This is a genomic window from Paracoccus simplex (genome assembly GCF_042648325.1).
Classification (GTDB): Bacteria; Pseudomonadota; Alphaproteobacteria; order Rhodobacterales; family Rhodobacteraceae; genus Paracoccus; species Paracoccus simplex.
In genome coordinates this window covers 40,997-59,285 of sequence record NZ_JBHRXE010000001.1, presented here as the reverse complement: position 1 = coordinate 59,285, position 18,289 = coordinate 40,997, and the positions used below count along the sequence as shown (strand labels likewise).

The 18,289-nt window shown below is 69.6% G+C and carries 19 protein-coding genes; 4 read left to right on the top strand and 15 right to left on the bottom strand.

Annotated features, from left to right (window positions below):
• Positions 1–106 precede the first annotated feature (106 nt).
• The 3 genes from ACFOMP_RS00270 to ACFOMP_RS00260 are packed head-to-tail and all read left to right on the top strand — an operon-like array spanning position 107 to position 2,936.
• Positions 107–1,117 (top strand): ABC transporter substrate-binding protein, encoded by a 1,011-nt coding sequence (locus tag ACFOMP_RS00270; RefSeq protein ID WP_379027371.1) that lies wholly within the window; start codon positions 107–109, stop codon positions 1,115–1,117.
• Positions 1,114–2,172, top strand: coding sequence for a FecCD family ABC transporter permease (locus ACFOMP_RS00265; RefSeq protein WP_379027369.1), 1,059 nt, complete (start codon positions 1,114–1,116; stop codon positions 2,170–2,172). Before ACFOMP_RS00270 ends, ACFOMP_RS00265 begins: the two co-directional genes overlap by 4 nt.
• Positions 2,169–2,936 (top strand): ABC transporter ATP-binding protein, encoded by a 768-nt coding sequence (locus tag ACFOMP_RS00260; protein ID WP_379027367.1) that lies wholly within the window; start codon positions 2,169–2,171, stop codon positions 2,934–2,936. Before ACFOMP_RS00265 ends, ACFOMP_RS00260 begins: the two co-directional genes overlap by 4 nt.
• 187 nt (positions 2,937–3,123) lie before the next feature.
• Here ACFOMP_RS00260 and ACFOMP_RS00255 read toward each other — a convergent pair whose 3' ends face one another.
• The 15 genes from ACFOMP_RS00255 to ACFOMP_RS00185 all read right to left on the bottom strand — a co-directional run bounded on the left by ACFOMP_RS00255 (position 3,124) and on the right by ACFOMP_RS00185 (position 16,983).
• On the bottom strand, positions 3,124–3,936 hold the full coding sequence (locus ACFOMP_RS00255) for an alpha/beta hydrolase (RefSeq protein WP_379027365.1): 813 nt from the start codon (positions 3,934–3,936) through the stop codon (positions 3,124–3,126).
• Complete coding sequence (locus ACFOMP_RS00250) at positions 3,937–4,626, bottom strand: ABC transporter ATP-binding protein (protein ID WP_379027363.1); 690 nt, start codon at positions 4,624–4,626, stop codon at positions 3,937–3,939.
• On the bottom strand, positions 4,623–5,387 hold the full coding sequence (locus tag ACFOMP_RS00245) for an ABC transporter ATP-binding protein (RefSeq protein ID WP_379027361.1): 765 nt from the start codon (positions 5,385–5,387) through the stop codon (positions 4,623–4,625). The genes ACFOMP_RS00250 and ACFOMP_RS00245 overlap by 4 nt, the downstream gene beginning before the upstream one ends.
• Entirely contained in the window at positions 5,380–6,372 is a 993-nt protein-coding gene (locus ACFOMP_RS00240; RefSeq protein ID WP_379027359.1) for a branched-chain amino acid ABC transporter permease, read from the bottom strand. Before ACFOMP_RS00240 ends, ACFOMP_RS00245 begins: the two co-directional genes overlap by 8 nt.
• A gap of 3 nt (positions 6,373–6,375) precedes the next feature.
• On the bottom strand, positions 6,376–7,287 hold the full coding sequence (locus tag ACFOMP_RS00235; RefSeq protein WP_289896430.1) for a branched-chain amino acid ABC transporter permease: 912 nt from the start codon (positions 7,285–7,287) through the stop codon (positions 6,376–6,378).
• 60 nt (positions 7,288–7,347) lie between these two features.
• Positions 7,348–8,493: an ABC transporter substrate-binding protein gene (locus ACFOMP_RS00230; protein WP_379027357.1), complete on the bottom strand. Its 1,146-nt coding sequence runs from the start codon at positions 8,491–8,493 to the stop codon at positions 7,348–7,350.
• A gap of 100 nt (positions 8,494–8,593) precedes the next feature.
• Positions 8,594–10,234, bottom strand: a complete 1,641-nt coding sequence (locus ACFOMP_RS00225) for an AMP-binding protein (protein ID WP_379027355.1) — start codon at positions 10,232–10,234, stop codon at positions 8,594–8,596.
• 67 nt (positions 10,235–10,301) lie between these two features.
• Positions 10,302–10,700, bottom strand: coding sequence for a RidA family protein (locus ACFOMP_RS00220; protein WP_289896433.1), 399 nt, complete (start codon positions 10,698–10,700; stop codon positions 10,302–10,304).
• On the bottom strand, positions 10,690–11,109 hold the full coding sequence (locus tag ACFOMP_RS00215; protein ID WP_289896434.1) for an acyl-CoA thioesterase: 420 nt from the start codon (positions 11,107–11,109) through the stop codon (positions 10,690–10,692). The genes ACFOMP_RS00220 and ACFOMP_RS00215 overlap by 11 nt, the downstream gene beginning before the upstream one ends.
• The gene (locus ACFOMP_RS00210; protein ID WP_019351525.1) at positions 11,109–11,561 is read right to left on the bottom strand and encodes a cupin domain-containing protein; all 453 of its coding nucleotides are present in this window, start codon (positions 11,559–11,561) and stop codon (positions 11,109–11,111) included. Before ACFOMP_RS00210 ends, ACFOMP_RS00215 begins: the two co-directional genes overlap by 1 nt.
• Before the next feature lie 16 nt (positions 11,562–11,577).
• Positions 11,578–12,714, bottom strand: coding sequence for an acyl-CoA dehydrogenase family protein (locus ACFOMP_RS00205; protein WP_379027352.1), 1,137 nt, complete (start codon positions 12,712–12,714; stop codon positions 11,578–11,580).
• Between the two features lie 3 nt (positions 12,715–12,717).
• Complete coding sequence (locus ACFOMP_RS00200; RefSeq protein ID WP_379027350.1) at positions 12,718–13,530, bottom strand: enoyl-CoA hydratase family protein; 813 nt, start codon at positions 13,528–13,530, stop codon at positions 12,718–12,720.
• The gene (locus tag ACFOMP_RS00195; protein ID WP_379027348.1) at positions 13,527–13,964 is read right to left on the bottom strand and encodes a MarR family winged helix-turn-helix transcriptional regulator; all 438 of its coding nucleotides are present in this window, start codon (positions 13,962–13,964) and stop codon (positions 13,527–13,529) included. Before ACFOMP_RS00195 ends, ACFOMP_RS00200 begins: the two co-directional genes overlap by 4 nt.
• Complete coding sequence (locus ACFOMP_RS00190) at positions 13,961–14,701, bottom strand: SDR family NAD(P)-dependent oxidoreductase (protein WP_289896438.1); 741 nt, start codon at positions 14,699–14,701, stop codon at positions 13,961–13,963. Before ACFOMP_RS00190 ends, ACFOMP_RS00195 begins: the two co-directional genes overlap by 4 nt.
• Positions 14,698–16,983: a bifunctional salicylyl-CoA 5-hydroxylase/oxidoreductase gene (locus tag ACFOMP_RS00185; protein ID WP_379027345.1), complete on the bottom strand. Its 2,286-nt coding sequence runs from the start codon at positions 16,981–16,983 to the stop codon at positions 14,698–14,700. Before ACFOMP_RS00185 ends, ACFOMP_RS00190 begins: the two co-directional genes overlap by 4 nt.
• Positions 16,984–17,127: 144 nt before the next feature.
• On the opposite strand from ACFOMP_RS00185, the gene ACFOMP_RS00180 reads away from it, so the two are divergent.
• Positions 17,128–18,279 (top strand): 3-hydroxyacyl-CoA dehydrogenase, encoded by a 1,152-nt coding sequence (locus ACFOMP_RS00180; protein ID WP_379027343.1) that lies wholly within the window; start codon positions 17,128–17,130, stop codon positions 18,277–18,279.
• Positions 18,280–18,289 lie beyond the last annotated feature (10 nt).

Sequence of the window (18,289 nt, the reverse complement as noted above, 5' to 3'; positions counted from 1 at the left end):
CGCACCGGTTCCAGCCAGCCGCCGCGACCGCCGGCGGGGCGCCGGCCGGTCTTGGGCCGCGCTCTCCCCTCCTGTCTTCGGCTGCCGTCATCATCGGAGACATGCCATGTTCGTCCGCTTCCTGACCGCCGCGCTGCTTTGCGCGACCGGCTTCGCGCCGCCCGTCACAGCCGGGGCGCAATACCCGCTGAAGCTGCAGAATTGCGGGGTCGATCTGACCTTCGACCAGGCGCCCGACAGCGCCGTCACCCTGGGCCAGGCCGCGACCGAGATCCTGTATTCGCTGGGGCTGGCCGAGAAGGTGACCGCCACCTCGGTCTGGTTCACCGAAGTCCTGCCCGAATTTCGCGACACGAATGCCGGGATCGAGCGGCTGGCCGACAACGACCCGAGCTTCGAATCGGTGGTGGCGAGGAAGCCCGGCCTCGTCGCCGCGCAATACGAATGGCATGTCGGCCCGCAGGGCATCGTCGCCACGCGCGAACAATTCGCCGATGTCGGCATCCCGACCTATGTCCTGCCCGCCGACTGCTGGCACAAGGACAATGCCAGCGGCTCTGACGGCACCCGCTCGACCATGTTCGAGATGCAGTCGGTCTATGCCGGCGTCAGCGAACTGGGCCGCATTTTCGACGTGCCCGAGCGGGCCGAGGCGCTGGTGGCGCAGCTGCAGGCGCGCGAGGCGGCGGCCAGCGACAAGGCGAAGGCGCTGAACCTGCAGGACGCCTCGGCGGTATTCTGGTTCTCCTCGGCGGAAATGGATGTCGATCCCTATGTCGCCGGGCGCAAGGGACCGCCCGGCTACCTGATGGCGAAACTGGGGCTGAGAAACATCGTCGAAAGCGACGAGGAATGGCCGGCCATCAGCTGGGAGACCATCGCGCGAGCCAACCCGTCGATCATCGTCATCGCCCGGATGGACCGTCGCCGGTACGAGGCCGACGATCACGAGAAGAAGATCGCCTTCCTGAAATCCGATCCGGTCACCCGCCAGATGGATGCGGTCGAAAACGACAGGATCGTGATCCTGGACGCGCATGCGATGGACCCCTCGATCCGCAACATCGCCGCGCTCGAGACGCTGGCCGCGGCGCTGCCAGTGCTTGGGCTGCGATGACCGAGACGGCGTCCCCCGCCGGCCGGCTTCGGGTCCGGCCCCACCTCTGGCTTCTCGTCTGGCGCGGGGCCTTCGGGCTGGGCCTGCTGCTGGCGGCGATCCTGGCCGGGGTCGTCATCGGCGAGACGCCGCTGCCGGTTGCGACGGTGACGGCGGTGCTTGCCAACAAGCTCGGGGGGGCCGGGTTTCCGGTCGATCCCATCGACGCGGCCATCGTCTGGAACTACCGGATACCGCGCATCCTGGTCGCCGCCGCCTGCGGGGCGGGGCTGGCGCTGTCGGGCGTGGTGCTGCAGGCGCTGATCCGCAACGCCCTTGCCGATCCCTATCTGCTGGGCGTCTCGGCCGGGGCCTCCACCGGCGCGGTGGCGGTGGCGATCCTGGGGGTCGGCGGCGGGACGCTGGGGCTTTCGACCGGCGCCTTCATCGGCGCGCTGCTGGCTTTCGCACTGGTCTCGACCCTGGCGCGGGCCGCGGGCGGCGGGTCGGCGCAACTGGTTCTGGCCGGAATCGCCGGGTCGCAGCTTTTCAACGCGCTGACCAGCTTCTTCATCGCCAAATCCGCCAATGCCGAACAGGCGCGCGGGATCATGTTCTGGCTTCTGGGCAACCTGTCCGGCGTACGCTGGCCCGACGTCGCGCTGGCCGGGCCGGTCGCGCTGGCGGGGTTCCTGGCCTGCTGCTGGCACATCCGCGCGCTGGACGGCTTTGCCTTCGGCGCGCAATCCGCGGCGGCGCTTGGCATCCCGGTCCGCCGGGTGCAAGCGGTGCTGATCGGGGCAACCACGCTGATGACGGCGGTGATGGTCAGCCTTGTCGGCTCCATCGGCTTCGTCGGCCTTGTCATCCCCCATGCCGTGCGCCTTGCGGTCGGGCCTCGGCATGGCCGTCTGGTGCCCTGGTCGGCATTGGCCGGGGCGGTGTTCCTGATCGTCGCCGACATCGCCTCGCGGATGTTGATCCCCGGGCAGGTGGTGTCGATCGGCGTCGTCACCGCCTTGGTCGGCGCGCCGGGCTTCGCCCTGATCCTGATCCGCAGCCGGAGACGGGGATGAGACTGTCCACCACCGCCCTGGGCTGGAAGGCCGGGCCGCGCCGCATCGTCGAGGACGTGACGCTCGAGATCGCGTCAGGCGAGACCTTCGGCCTGATCGGACCCAACGGCTCGGGCAAGTCGACGCTGCTGCGGCTGATCGCCGGGCTGCTGCCGCGCGCCGAGGGCGAGGTGCGGCTGGACGGCACATCGCTGTCCCGGCTGTCCCGGCGGCAGATCGCCCGTCGCATCGCCCTGGTCGAACAGCAGGCCGATACCGACGAGTCGCTCTCTGTCCGCGCTGCCGTCGAGCTGGGCCGCACCCCATGGCTGTCGGCGCTGCAGCCGCTTGGCGCGGCGGATGCGCAGATCGTCGATCAGGCGCTGGCCGCGGTCGGCATGGCCCAGATGACCGGCGCGCATTGGCCCACCCTGTCGGGGGGCGAGCGCCAGCGCGTGCATATCGCCCGCGCCCTGGCGCAGCGCCCCCGGCTTCTGCTGCTGGACGAGCCGACCAACCATCTGGACATCCACCACCAGCTTGCGCTGCTGCGGCTGGTGGACCGCCTGCCGGTGACGGTGATCCTGGCGCTGCACGACCTGAACCAGGCCATGGGCTGCGACCGGTTGGGGGTGATGGCGGACGGGCGCCTGATCGCCTGCGGCCGGCCCCGGGATGTGCTGACCCCTGCCCGCCTGGCCCAGACCTTCCGCGTCGGCGCGACGGCCCTGACCGACCCGGCCGACCACGCCACTCTGCTTCGCTTTCGCTGCCTCGAAGAATAGCGGCGGACCCCGCGTGCCGCGCCGCTGCATTCATCAGGCGCGGATGTTCAACCGCAAGGGAAGCGGGTTCCTCCTTTGCGGCCCGCGCCGCATCGCGTCAGAATGACGCCGCGCTGCCAGCAGGCAGTCTGCAGTCTGCCGGGGGCTTCGGCACGTTTCAGGCCCGGTTCAGCGCCCTGCGCCCCCCTCACCGGCCCAGCCGGGCCAGCGCGGTCAGTTGCGCGCCGGCCGGGTCGGCAAGGTCGTCCAGCACCTGGAAATGGTCGCAACCGGCAACATGCAGCAGCGCCGCCGGCTGGCCCGCCCGCCGGCAGGCCGCGGCGTAATCGTCGGATTGCCGCATCAGTTCGGGCAGCTCCCCGGCCCCGACCGCGACCAGCGTCGGCGCGCCGGCAGCGATGTGGCGCTGCGGGCTGCAGGCGGCGATCTCGGCCGGGGTCAGTTGCAGCTTGTCGTTCAGCGCCCCCAGGCCGATGGGCTCAAGATCGAACAGGCCGCTGATCGCCAGCACCGAGCCCACCGCCGGGTGGCCGCGATGCATGGCGGCCAGGTGCCCGCCGGCGGAATGCCCGGCCAGGCAGAGCGGCCGCCCGGCAATCCGGGGCGCCAGATGATCGAGCAGGCGCCCGATCTCGGCCACGATCTGCGTCATCGAGGCCTCGGGCGCCAGCGTGTATTCGGCCAGGATCACGTCATGGCCGCGCGCCATCGGCCCGGCGGCGCAAAAGGCGAAATCCTCCTTGACGCAGCTTTGCCAATAGCCGCCGTGGATGAAGACGAAGGCCGGCGCATCCGGCCTGCCGCAGGACAACCAGTCGTAGGTCTGGCGCGCGCCGGGGCCGTAATGCAGGTCGCGCCGGCAATCATGCTCGGCATAGAGGGCGGCGCTGCGGGCGCGGAAGTCCCGCATCAGCCCCGGAAAATCCGCAAGCCTGCCGGTGTTGCTGTAGGCCGTGTCCAGGTCCTGTCGGGTCATGCCGCGATAGATCGCCGTCGCCATTCATACCCCCAGATAGCGGTCGGTCAGGTCCGGGGTCAGATCGGCGATGCCGCCCTGCCAGACCGTCGCGCCGCGTTCGACGATCACCGCCCGGTCGGCGACCGAGGCGATCTCGCTGAGCGACTTGTCCACCAGCAGGATCGACAATCCCTCGGCTTTCAGCCGCCGCACGCCCTCCCAGATCTCCTGCCGCACCACCGGCGCCAGTCCCTCGGTCGCCTCGTCCAGCACCAGCAGGCGCGGATTGGTCATCAGCGCCCGGCCGATGGCCAGCATCTGCTGCTCGCCCCCCGACAGGGTGCGCGCGACCTGGCCCATGCGTTCCTGCAGGCGGGGAAACAGCGCGCAGACCCGGGCCATGTCCCAGGGGCCGGGGCGGGCGGCGACGGTCAGGTTCTCGGCCACGGTCAGCGGCGCGAAGCAGCGCCGGCCCTCGGGGACCAGCCCGACGCCCAGCCGCGCCACCTTAGGCGCGGAAAGCCCGGCGACATCGCGGCCGGCCAGGCGCAGGCTGCCGCCGGAATGCGGCATCAGCCGGCTGATGCAGCGGATCGTCGTGGTCTTGCCCATGCCGTTGCGGCCCATCAGCGCCACCAGCTCGCCCTGGTCCAGATCCAGGGTGATGCCGAACAGCGCCTGCACCGGGCCGTAGGATGCGGTCACGTCGCGCAGTTCCAGAAGCCGGGTCATGCCTCCTCTCCCAGGTAGGAGCGCCGCACCTCGGGATTGGCGCGGATCTCGGCGACGCTGCCGCTGGCGATGATCCGGCCGTAGACCAGCACCGAGATGCGGTCGGCCAGCGCGAAGACCGCGTCCATGTCATGCTCGACCAGCAGGATCGGCGCCTCGGCGCGCAGTTCCGACAGGATGGCGGTCAATTGCCGCCCGCCTTCCAGCCCCATGCCGGCCATCGGCTCGTCCAGCAGGAAGGCGCGCGGGCGCAGCGCCAGCGCCATGGCGATCTCCAGCTTGCGGCGCTCGCCATGCGACAGCGTCGCGGCGGGGACCAGCTGCCGCCCGGCCAGCCCCGCCTGCTCGATATGGAACAGGGCGGGCTCGGTCAGCTTGCGGTCGGCCAGCGCCGGCAGGTGAAAGCGGAACACCGCGCCGCTGGCCCCGGCCACGGCCAGCATGACGTTCTGCAGCACGGTGAAATCCGGAATCACCGAGGACACCTGGAAGCTGCGCGCCAGCCCCAGCCGTGCCCGCGCCGCCGCGTCCAGCGTATCGATCACCTGCCCCTCGAAGCGGATGCTGCCGGCGTCGGGCCGGATCTCGCCGACGATCTGCTTGATCAGCGTGGACTTGCCGGCGCCGTTCGGGCCGATCAGGGCGTGGATCTCGCCCGCCCGCAGGTCCAGGCTGACATCGTCGGTCGCCAGCAAGGCGCCGAAGGACTTGCGCAGGCCGCGGATCTCCAGGATGGGCTCGTTGCGTTTCGGCTCAGGCATGGCGGCCCCTTCTCGTGACGATGCCGATCAGTCCGCCCGGCGCGAACAGAACGATGGCCAGCAGCAGAAGGCCCAGCAGCGCCTGCCAGTAGTCGCTGATGCCACCCAGCACATGCTCCAGCAGGATGAAGATCGCCGCGCCGGCGACCGGGCCGCAAAGCCGCCCCACGCCGCCCAGGATGACGAAGACCATGATCTCGCCCGACATGTGCCAGGACAGCATGGCCGGGCTGACGAAACGGTTGAGATCGGCGTAAAGCGCCCCCGCCAGCCCGACGATCATCCCCGACAGCACGAAAGCCATCAGCCGGATGGCATAGGGGCGGATGCCGACGGCGACGGTGCGCTGGTCGTTCTGCCGCGCCGCCTGCAAGGCCAGGCCGAAGCGCGACTGCGTGACCACGGCGGTAAAGCCCAGCGCCACGGCCAGCAGCACGGCGCAGATGGCGAAATACTGGATCGGGGCGAAGGTGTTCAGGCCGGGAAAGCTGTTGCGGACATAGAAGCTCAGCCCGTCCTCGCCGCCATAGCGCGGCCAGCTGATGGCGAAGTAATAAAGCATCTGCGCGAAGGCCAGCGTCACCATGATGAAATAGACGCCCGAGGTGCGCAAGGACAGCGCCCCGATGGCCAGCGCCGCCAGCCCCGCCGCCAGCATCGCCATGGGCCAGATGCCCAGCATCTCGTTGCTGCCCATGACGGTGAAGGGCAGCGTGGCGACCGGCGTGCCGGCGGCGGCATGGCTGGCCAGGATCCCGGTCACATAGCCGCCGATGCCGAAGAAGGCGGCATGGCCGAACGAGATCAGCCCGCCATAGCCCAGCGCCAGGTTCAGCCCCACGCCGGCCAGGCCGAAGATCGCCGCCTTGGTCGCCAGCGTGACGGCAAAGCCCTCGCCCAGCAGATGCGCGGCGATGGCGGTGGCGACCAGCAGGGCCAGGATGGCCAGGTTGATCGCGGTGTCGCGGGTCAGCATCGCGCGCATGGTTCAGCTCCTCGCCCCGAACAGCCCCTGCGGCCGCAGGATCAGCACCACGGCCATCAGCACATAGATCAGCACCGAGGCCAGCGAGGCCCCGACGGTATTGGCGCTCGAGGCGTCCAGCACCTGCCCGAACAGATCCGGCAGCAGCGCCTTGCCCAGCGTGTCGGTCATGCCGACCAGCAGCGCGCCGATGAAGGCGCCCTTGATCGAGCCGATGCCGCCGATCACCACCACCACGAAGGCCAGGATCAGCACTGGCTCGCCCATGCCGACCTGCACCGACTGGATCGTGCCGACCAGCGCCCCCGCCAACCCCGCCAGCGCCGCGCCAAGCGCGAAGACGATGGTGTAGAGCCGGGCGATATCCACCCCCAGCGCGCCGATCATCTCGCGATCCGCCTCGCCGGCGCGGATGCGGATGCCCAGCCGCGTGCGGGTGATCAGCCACCACAGGCCCAGGGCCACCGCCGCGCCGAAGCCGATGATCACCAGCCGGAACAGCGGATAATGCAGCCCGCCCGGCAGCAGCACCGCCCCGGAAAGCGAGGGCGGCAGCTTGAGGTAAAGCGGAAACGATCCGAACAGCCAGCGCGTGCCCTCGGAAAACACCAGGATCAGCGCGAAGGTCGCCAGCACCTGGTCCAGATGGTCGCGGGCGTAAAGCCGGCGGATCACCGCGATCTCGACCAGCGCGCCCGCGGCGGCGGCCGCCGCCAGGCTCGCCGCCAGCCCCAGCCAGAACGAGCCGGTGGCCGCCGCCACCACCGCGCAGGCGAAGGCCCCGGTCATGTAGAGCGAGCCATGCGCAAGGTTGATCAGCCCCATGACGCCGAAGACCAGGGTCAGCCCGGCCGCCATCAGAAACAGCATCATCCCGTATTGCAGGCCGTTCAGCGCCTGCTCGGCCAGAAGCATCACCGCTTTCTCTCCCGATTGGCCAGGGGGCCGGGCCGTGTCGGTCCGGCCCGGCAGGGCTTACATCTTGCACTGCTCGGCATAGGCGTCGCCATGGTCGGCCATGGCCGGGCCGACGATCTTGTTGGTCAGCACGTCGCCTTCCTTGACCACCTCGCGCACGTAATAGTCCTGGATCGGGTGCTGGTTCGGGCCAAAGCGGAACTTGCCGCGCACGCTGGGGAAATCCGCCTCGGCCAGCGCGGCGCGGAAGGCGTCGGCATCGCCCACATCGGCCTTGGCGATGGCCGAGAGGAGCAGGTTGGCCGTGTCATAGGCCTGCGCCGCGTAAAGCGAGGGCAGCCGGCCGTATTCGGCCTGGAAGGTTTCGACGAAGGTCTTGTTCGCCTCGTTCTCCAGGTCCTTGGACCATTGCGCGGTGTTCTTGACCCCCAGCGCGGCATCGCCCACGGCGGGCAGGATGTCCTGGCTGAAGCTGAAGGCCGGGCCGATCAGCGGCTTGCCGACGCCGGATTCGGCATATTGCTTCATGAAGGCGATGCCCATGCCGCCCGGCAGGAAGAAGAACACCGCATCCGCGTCGCTGGCGCGGATCTGGGCGATCTCGCCGGCGTAATCGGTCTGGCCGACCTGGGTATAGACCTCGCTGACCACCTCGCCCTTGTAATAGCGCTTGAAACCCGCCAGCGAATCCTGCCCGGCGGGATAGTTCGGCGCCATGATGAAGACCTTGCCGATGCCGGCATCGGTGGCATGGGCCCCCGCCGCCTCGTGCAGGTTGTCATTCTGGTAGGAAACCGAGAAATATTTCGGGTTGCAGCCGGCCCCGGCAAGCTGCGAGGGCGCGGCATTGGTGGACAGGTAGAACTTGTCCTGCGCCACCGCCGCCGGCACCACCGCCATGGCGAGGTTCGACCAGACGATGCCGGTCAGCACGTCGACCTGCTCGGACTGGATCATCTTGTCGGCGATCTGCACCGCGACATCGGGTTTCTGCTGGTCGTCCTCGATCACCAGCTCGACCGCCTGGCCCGCCTCGCCGGCGTTCTTCAACGCCAGCAGGAAGCCGTCGCGCGTATCGACGCCCAGCCCGGCGCCGCCGCCCGACAGCGTGGTGATCATCCCGACCTTGACGCCCTCGGCCTGGGCGGCCCCGGCCAGCGCCAGCGCGGCGGCGCCGCCGATCAGCAGCCTTTTCAGTTTCATGACAAACTCCCTGTTTTGAAGCGACGATTGGTTGTCGCATGTTTTTATGATGCGGCGGCGGGCTGCAACGGCTTTCGCGCCCCCGGCCCGCCACCCGTGGTCATGCCCGCCCTTCCAGCAGGCGAAAACGCTGGATCTTGCCGCTTTCGGTCTTGGGCAGCGCCGCGGTGAACACCACCCGGCGCGGATACTTGAAGGGCGCGATCACCGCCTTGACGTGATCCTGCAGACCCTTGGCCATGGCCTCGCCCGCCGCGGCGCCGGGGCGCAGGACGACATGCGCCTCGACGATCTGGCCGCGCGCCTCGTCCGGGGCGCCGACCACGGCGCATTCCAGCACGTCGGGATGCGCCAGCAGCGCCGCCTCGACCTCGGGGCCGGCGATATTGTAGCCAGAGGAGATGATGATGCCGTCGGTGCGGGCGGCAAAGTGGAAATAGCCCTGCTCGTCCTGCCAGAAACTGTCGCCGGTCAGGTTCCAGCCGTCCTGCACATAGGCGCGCTGCTTGTCGGGGTCGGCCAGATAGCGGCAGCCGACCGGGCCGCGCACCGCCAGTCGCCCGGTCTCGCCCGGCGGCAGCCCGCAGCCGTCCGGGCCGACGATCCGCGCCTCGTAGCCCGCGACGGGGCGGCCGGTGCAGGCCGGGCGGCTGTCGCTGACGCGGTTGGTCAGGAAGATGTGCAGCATCTCGGTCGAACCGATGCCGTCCAGCATCGGCTTGCCGGTCTTCTGCATCCATTCCTCGTAGACCGGCGCCGGCAGCGTCTCGCCGGCCGAGACGGCGGCGCGCAGGCTGGACAGGTCCGCCCCCTCGTCCATCGCCCGCATCATCACCCGATAGGCGGTCGGCGCGGTGAAGCAGATGGTGGCGCGGTATTTCTGGATGATCTCGACCATGTTCGGCGGCGTGGCGTTTTCCAGCAGCGCGGCCGAGGCGCCGAAGCGCAGCGGAAACACCGCCAGCCCGCCCAGCCCGAAGGTGAAGGCCAGCGGCGGCGAGCCGACGAAGACATCCTCGGGCCGCACCTGCAGCACCTCCCGGGCATAGCCGTCGGCGATGATCAGGATGTCGCGGTGGAAATGCATCGTCGCCTTGGGTTCGCCCGTGGTGCCCGAGGTGAAGCCCAGCAGCGCCACGTCGTCGCGGCCGGTCCGCACCGCCTGAAACCGCACCGGCTGGGACAGGGCGGCGCGGTCCAGCTCGGCATCGTGGTTCGCGGTGCCGTCGAAGCCGATCACGGTTTTCAGGTGCCGGCTGTCCTTGGCGGCCAGCGCCAGCTCGTCGATCAGCCTTGTGTCGCAAAGCGCGTGGCTGACCTGTGCCTTGTCGATGATCTTGGCCAGCTCGGCCGCGCGCAGCATCGGCATGGTGTTGACCACCACCGCGCCGGCCTTGGTCGCCGCCAGCCAGCAGGCCACCATGGCCGGGTTGTTGGCCGAGCGGATCAGCACCCGGTTGCCGGGCCGCAGGCCGTAAGTCTCGACCAGCGCATGGGCGATGCGGTTGGTCCAGTCGGTCAGCTCCTTGTAGCTGCGGATGCGGCCGTTGCCGATCAGCGCGATATGGTCGCCGAAACCCTTCTCGACCATGCGGTCGGTCAGCTCGACCGCGGCATTCAGGTATTCGGGATAGTCGAAACCCTCGAGCAGCAGCCGCGGCCAAAGCTCGGCCGGCGGCAGGTTGTCGCGCGGGAAGGTATCGACATGCGCCGAGGGTCCGAGCGGCGGATTGCCTGTCATCTTCAATCTCCCTGTTGGGCGGGCCGGCATCTTGTCGTGCCTTGGCCCGCGGGCGCCCCGCCCCCGGTCAGCCGGGGATCACGGCGGTTGCCTCGATCTCGACCTTGGCGCGGTCCTCGACCAGGGCCACGACCTGCACCAGCGCCATGGCTGGGTAGTGCCGGCCGATGATCTGCTTGTAGGCCTGACCGATGCCCTTGAGCGCCGCCAGGTATTCGCGCTTGTCGGTGACATACCAGGTCAGCCGGACCAGATGCTCGGGCCGGGCGCCGGCCTCGGCCAGCACGGCGACGATGGATCGCAGGGTGATGCGCACCTGTTCGGCGAAATCGTCGGTCTCGAATTCCTGCTGCTCGTTCCAGCCGATCATGCCGCCGGTGAACACCATGCGCCCGGTGGCGGCGATGCCGTTGGAATAGCCCGGCGTCGCCTTCCAGTTCCTCGGATGCAGAACCTCATGCACCATCGCATGCCTCCATGAATGCGGTCATCTTGCGGCGGATCGCCTCGGGCCAGGGCGCCGCGCGGCCCTCGGGCGTGACCCAGACCAGGGTCGAGACGCAATGCAGGCGTTGCTGCCCGCCGGCGCTGGCCCGCTGCGCCAGCCGGGCGCTGGAGCGGCCGACATGCTGCACCTCCAGCGCGAATTCCAGCATCTCGCCCAGGCGCGAGGGCGCGCGGAAGCCGGCGTCGATCTGCACCGTCGGGACCGAGCAGCGTTCCTCGACATGGATGCGGGCGAAGGGATAGGCCAGCACCTCGGCGAAGAAGTTCTCGATCACCGAGTTCAGCATCTCGAAGTAACGGGGATAGAAGACGATCCCCGCCGGGTCGCAATGGTTGAACTCGACCTGGATCCGGCGGCGATAGCGCATCAGTCATTGGCCTCCGGCGGCAGGAAGTCGACCTGGTGGCGGGCCGACAGTTCGACGACGGTCGGAATGTCGGTCAGGTCGTGCAGCGCCTCGAACAGCGCGCGCAGGTTGCCGGCGGGCGAGACCCAGAACAGCGCCCGCGCCGGCTTGTCGGACTTGTTGAAATAGCCATGCGGAACGCCGCGCGGCATCCGCACCAGGTCGCCCGCCTTCGCCACCGACCAGATGCCGTCCAGCTTCACATGCAGCTCGCCCTCCTGCACCAGGATGAACTCGTCCTGCGTCGGGTGGACATGCACCGGCACGAATTGGCCGGGCTCGCTGTTGGTCTCGAAGGCGAAGGCGCTGCCGCAATCCGCCTTGGGGAAATAGCGCTGGCCGAGGATGTTCCATTCGCGGCCCTCGATCCCGTCGCCCCGGCGGGTGATGCCGCCGTCCAATGCCTTGTCCATGCCGTCCTCCCGTTGTTCAGCCCAGCACGCTCCGGGCGATGACCACGCGCTGCACGTCGCTGGCGCCCTCGTAGATGCGCAGGGCGCGGATGTCGCGGTAAAGCGCCTCGACCGCGCTGCCATGGCGCACGCCGTCGCCGCCATGCAGCTGCAGCGCGGTGTCGATCACCTCCTGCGCCGCCTCGGTGGCGTAGAGTTTCGCCATCGCCGCCTCGCGGGTGATGCGCGGTGCGCCCATGTCCTTGGTCCAGGCGGCGCGATAGACCAGCAGCGCCGCCGCATCGACCCTTACGGCCATGTCGGCCAGGTGGCCCTGCACGATCTGGTGATCGGCCAAGGTGCCGCCGCCGGCCCGCGGCCGCCGCACCCGCGCCAATGCCTCGTCCAACCCCCGCCGCGCCATGCCCAGCGCCGCCGCCCCGACCGTGGGGCGGAACACGTCCAGCACCGACATGGCGATCTTGAAGCCCTCGCCCGGCCGGCCGATCAGCGCCGCATCCGGCAGCATCACGCCGTCCAGCTTCAGCCGCGCCAGCGGATGCGGGGCGATGACCTCGATCCGCTCGGCAATGGTCAGGCCGGCACTGTCCGCCGGCATCAGAAAGGCCGACAACCCGCGCGCCCCGGGCGCCTCGCCGGTGCGGGCGAAGATCAGGTAGAGATCGGCGATGCCGCCATTCGAGATATAGGTCTTTTCGCCGCTCAGCCGCCAGCCGCCCGGCGCGCGCTCGGCCAGGGTCGCGGTGTTGGCCACGTCCGAGCCGGCGCCCGGCTCGGTCAGGGCGAAGGCCGCGATGGCCCGGCCGCTGCGGGTCTTTTCCAGCCAGGCGCGCTGCGCCTCCGAGCCGAACAGCGTGACCGCCCCCATGCCCAGCCCCTGCATGGCAAAGGCGAAATCGGCCAGCGCGTCGTGGCGGGCCAGCGTCTCGCGGATCAGGCACAGGCTGCGCACGTCCAGCGCCTCGTCCGCATCCGCGCCGCTATGGCGCAGGAAGCCCGCCTGTCCCAGCGCCGCGACCAGCGCCTTGCAGGCCGCGTCCACGTCGCCGTGATCCACCGGCAGATGCACCGCGCACCAGGCCTCCAGCGCCGCCGAAAGTTCGCGGTGGCGCGGCTCGAAGAACGGCCAGTCCAGAAAGCTGCGATCCGCCATGTCTCAATCCCCCTGAAAGACGGGTTTCTCCCTGGCGACAAAGGCACGGTAGGCGCGCTCGAAATCGCGGGTCTGCATGCAGATCGCCTGCGCCTGCGCCTCGGCCTCGATGGCCTGTTCCAGCCCCATGTTCCATTCCTGGTTCAGCTGGGTCTTGGTGATGCCATGGGCAAAGACCGGCCCGGCCGCCAGCCGCCGCGCCAGAGCCTGCGCCTCGGCCTCCAGCGCCTCGGCACCGTGCAGCGCGTTCCAGAAGCCCCAGGCATGGCCCTCCTCGGCGCTCATCGCCCGGCCGGTGTAAAGCAGCTCGGCCGCCCGGCCCTGGCCGATGATGCGCGGCAGCATGGCGCAGGCGCCCATGTCGCAGCCGGCCAGCCCGACCCGGGTGAACAGGAAGGCGCATTTCGCGTCATGCGCGGCCAGCCGCAGGTCCGAGGCCATGGCCAGGATCGCGCCGGCGCCGGCGCAGATCCCGTCCACCGCCGCGATCACCGGCTTGCCGCAGCCGATCATCGCCTTGACCAGATCGCCGGTCATGCGGGTAAAGGCCAGAAGCCCTTTCATGTCCATGCCGACCAGCGGGCCGATGATGTCATGCACATCCCCGCCCGAGCAGAAATTGCCGCCGTTCGGGGCCAGAACCACCACATCCACATCGCTGGCATAGGCCAGCGCCCGGAAGGTGTCGCGCAGCTCGGCATAGCTGTCGAAGGTCAGCGGGTTCTTGCGCTCGGGGCGGTTCAGGCGGATGGTGGCGACGCGATCCCGCACCTGCCACAGGAAATGCTGCGGCTTCAGCCCGGCCAGCTTGGTCATTTCACACCCCCCATGCGTTTCAGGATCTCGGTCAGCAACTCGATGTCCTCCTCGGTCAGGCCGGCGAGGATGCGGTTCACCTCGGCCTCGTGATCGACGGCGAAACCTTCGAAGGCCGCCAGCCCCGCCGGCGTCAGCGCCACCAGCACCGTGCGCCGGTCGGTCTCGGACGGCGTGCGCCGGACCAGCCCGTCCTTTTCCAGCCGGTCCACCACCGCCGTGGCATTGCCGTTCGAGACCAGCAGCATCCGCGACAGCTCGGTCATGCTCAGCCCCTCGCGCCGGCGATACAGCGCGGCCATCACGTCGAAGCGCGGCAGCGTCGTGTCGTGCCGGACCCGCAGGAATTCGCGCAACTGGCCCTCGGCCGCGCGGGTGACGCCCAGCAGGCGGATCCACAGCTTCAGCCGGCGCTTGGACAGCGGATCGCTCATGCCTCGCCCCCCGAAATGGCGATGGCCTGGCCGTTGACGCCTTCGGAACCCGGCCCGCACAGCCACAGCGCCGCGGCGCTGACCTCGGCGGGCTGGACCAGCCGGCCCTGTGGATTGGTGGCGGTCAGCGCGGCCAGCGCCTGATCCCGGCTCTGGCCGGTCTTGTCCATGATGGTGGCGACGGATCGCGCCGTCATCTCGGTATCCAGGAAACCGGGGCACAGCGCGTTCACCGTCACCGGCCGCCGCGCCACCTCCAGCGCCAGGCTGCGCACCAGCCCGACCACGCCATGCTTGGCCGCCGCATAGGGCGCGACATAGGCATAGCCCCGCAGGCCGGCGGTCGAGGCCACGGCGATCAGCCGGCCCCAGCCGGGCAATTGCGCCAGCCCCTCGCGGAAGGTCAGGAAGGTGCCGGTCAGGTTCACCGCCAGCATGGCGTGCCACTGCGCCAGCGTGGTGCGTCCCAGGGGGGCGCTGTCCGCCGCGCCGGCATTGGCGATGACGATGTCGCAGGGGCCGGCCGCGGCGAACATCGCCTTGACGCTGGCCTCGTCGGTCACGTCGGCGGTCAGGGCGCGGGCGCCGATCCGTTCGGCCACCGCCTCCAGCGGCGCCTTGCGGCGGCCGCAGATCACCACCTCGGCCCCGGCCCCGGCGAAGACGCGGGCCAGATCGGCGCCGGTGCCGGTGCCGCCCCCGGTGATCAATACCCGCTTGCCCGCCATCGCCGTCATGCCCGGATCGCCTCTTGCGCGCGGCTGCGCAGCCGCAGCGCCTGGTCGCGGCCGGCCAGATAGGGCAAGGGCCATGCGGCCGCTTCATCCCCGGCCTCGACGGCGGCATGCAGCGCCCAATAGGGATCGGCCAGATGCGGCCGCGCCAGGCAGACCAGATCGGCCCGGCCGGCCAGCAGGATGCCGTTCACCTGATCGGCCTCGGTGATGTTGCCCACCGCCATCGTCGCCAGCCCGGCCTCGTTGCGGATGCGGTCGCTGAACGGGGTCTGGAACATCCGACCATAGATCGGCCGCGCCTCGGTGCTGGTCTGCCCGGCCGAAACGTCGATGATATCGGCGCCGGCGGCCGCGAACATCCGGGCGATCTCGACCGCCTCCTCGGGCGTCACGCCCTCGTCCCCCAGCCAGTCATTGGCCGAGATGCGCACCGATATCGGCTTTTCCGCCGGCCAGGCGGCGCGCATCGCCGCGAACACCTCGAGCGGATAGCGCATGCGGTTTTCCAGGCTGCCGCCATATGCGTCCTCGCGCCGGTTCGACAGCGGCGAGATGAAGCTGGAGATCAGATAGCCATGCGCCGCGTGCAGCTCGACCATGTCGAAACCCGCCCGCGCCGCCATCCCGGTCGCGGCGACGAACTGGTCGCGCACCCGGTCCATGTCGGCGCGGTCCATGGCCTTCGGCACCGCATTGCCGTCCTGCCACGGGATGGCGCTGGCCGAGATCAGCGGCCAGTTGCCCTCGGCCAGCGGCCGGTCGGCATCCTGCCAACCCAGCTGGGTCGAGCCCTTGCGGCCGGAATGGCCGATCTGCATGCAGATCCTGGCCCGGGTCTCGGCATGGGTGAAATCGACGATCCGCTTCCAGGCCGCCTCGTGCTCGGGCGCGTAAAGACCCGGGCAGCCGGGGCTGATCCGCCCCTCGGCCGAGACGCAGGTCATCTCGGTATAGACCAGCCCGGCGCCGCCCTTGGCGCGTTCGGCGTAATGGACGAAATGCCAGTCGGTCGGGCAGCCGTCCACCGCCTTGTATTGCGCCATGGGCGAGACGACGACGCGGTTTTCCAGCACCATGTCGCGCAGGCGGAAGGGCGCGAACATCGGCCGGCGGCCCTTGCGCCCGCCGGCGCGTTCCTGAAACCAGTCCTCGGCCCGGCCCAGCCATGCGGGGTCGCGCAGGCGCAGGTTCTCGTGGCTGATGCGCTGCGAACGGGTCAGCAGCGAATAGGCGAATTGCAGCGGCTCCATGTCCAGGTAACGCTCGACCTGCTCGAACCATTCCAGGCTGTTGCGGGCGGCGGATTGCAGGCGCAGCACCTCGACGCGGCGCTCCTCCTGATAGCGCTCGAAGGCGCGCTGCATGGTCGGTTCGGAATGCAGGTATTCGGCCAGCGCGATGGCGCTGTCGAAGGCCAGCCGCGTGCCCGAGCCGATCGAGAAATGCCCGGTCGCCGCCGCGTCGCCCATCAGCACGACATTCTCGTGATACCAGCGCTCGCAGATCACCCGCGGGAACTGGGTCCAGACCGCCGAGCCGCGTAGATGCGCGGCATTCGACATCAGCGCGTGGCCGCCCAGATGGCGCTCGAAGATCCTGCGGCAGGTCTCGACCGATTCCTCCTTGGACATCCCGGCGAAGCCCAGCTTCTCCCAGGTCTCGGGCAGGGTCTCGACGATGAAGGTCGCGGTGTCGCCGTCGAACTGGTAGACATGCGCCCAGACCCAGCCATGCTCGGTCCGCTCGAAGATGAAGGTGAAGGCGTCGTCGAATTTCTGATGCGTGCCCAGCCAGATGAACTTGCAGCGGCGGGTGTCGATATCGGGCTGGAACACCTGGGCATATTCGCTGCGCACCAGGCTGTTGATGCCGTCGCACCCCACCACCAGATCATAGTCCCGGCGGTATTCCCCGGCCGATCCGAACACCGTCTCGAAGCGCAGGTCGATGCCCAGCGCCCGCGCCCGGGCTTGCAGCAGGACCAGCATCTGCTTGCGGCCGATGCCCGCGAAGCCGTGCCCGCCCGAGACGGTGCGCACCCCGTCATGCACCACGGCAATGTCGTCCCAATAGGCGAAATGGCTGCGGATCGCCTCGGTGCTGGCGGGGTCGTTCTGCTGCATCCGTCCCAGCGCGTCGTCCGACAGCACCACGCCCCAGCCGAAGGTGTCGTTGGCCTTGTTGCGCTCCAGCACGGTGATCTGGTGCGAGGGGTCGCGCAGCTTCATCGAGATGGCGAAATACAGTCCCGCCGGCCCGCCGCCCATGCACAAGATCTTCATCGCCGCCTCCCTGCGCCTTTCCGGCCCGTTGCGGAAAAAGCTGACAGCGAATCGGATTCCTTTCAAGTTTAAAATTTCAAACTTGAAACGATTTCCGGTCGTGGCATGATGGATGGGCCAAGGACAGGGGGCGGGGATTCCGACATGACCACCATCGCCGTGATCGGGCTGGGGACGATGGGACTGGGCATTGCCCAGACCTATGCCGCCGCGGGCTTCGCCGTGCTGGCGACCGATGCCGCGGCGGATGTGCGCGACACGGCGCTGCAGCGGCTGCGCGCCCGTCTGGCCCGGCGGGTTCAGGCGGGCAAGCTGGCGCCATCCGATCTGGACGCGCTTGTGTCGCGCATCACCCTGGTCGACGGTCCCGAGGCCATGGGCCGCGCCGATCTGGCCATCGAGGCGGTGGTCGAGCGCATGGAGGTCAAGCGCGCATTGTTCGCAGCGCTGGAATCGGTGGTGGCGCCCGATGCGGTTCTGGCCAGCAACACCTCGTCGCTGTCGGTCGCCGCCATGGCCCAGGGGCTTTCGCGGCCCCAGCGCCTGCTGGGCCTGCATTTCTTCAACCCGGCGCCGGTGATGAAACTGGTCGAACTGGTGGCGCATCCCGGCTCCGGCGCGGCGGCGCTGGCGCGCGCCCGGCAGTTGACCGAACGGGCCGGCAAGACGCTGATCCCCTGCCCCGACCGGCCCGGCTTCATCGTCAACCGCTGCGCCCGACCGTTCTACGGTGAGGCGCTGGCGCTGCTCGAGGAAGGCCGCTGCGCCGATGAAATCGACGCGGCGATGCTGGCGGCGGGCTATCCCCTGGGCCCCTTCGGACTGATCGACCTGGTGGGGGCCGACATCAACCTGGCCGCCACCGAAAGCCTGGCCGCGGCCATGCAGGACCACCCGCGCTATCACGTCTTCGCGGCGCTGCGCCGGCAGGTCGCCGCGGGCGATCTGGGGCGCAAGACCGGTCGGGGTTTCCTTTTCCCCGAAAAGCCCGGCCCCGCCCCGGGGGATGCCGAGGCCATCGTCCTGCGCATCGAGACGGCGCTGGTCAACGAGGCCGGCTGGCTGCTGGCCGAGGGCGGCACCACGCAGGACGGCATCGACACGGCGCTGAAACTGGGGCTGAATTTCCCGCGCGGGCCGTTCGAGATCCTGGCCGCGCAGGGCCGCGAACCGGTGCTGGCCCGGCTGCAGCGGCTTGCCGCCGCCGCGCCGGCGCATCTGCAAGGGCGCTACCGGCCGGCGCCGGGGCTGGCCATGCCGCACCCCGCGGCCGGGCCGGCGCCTGGCACGCGTTGAGCTTTGCCGC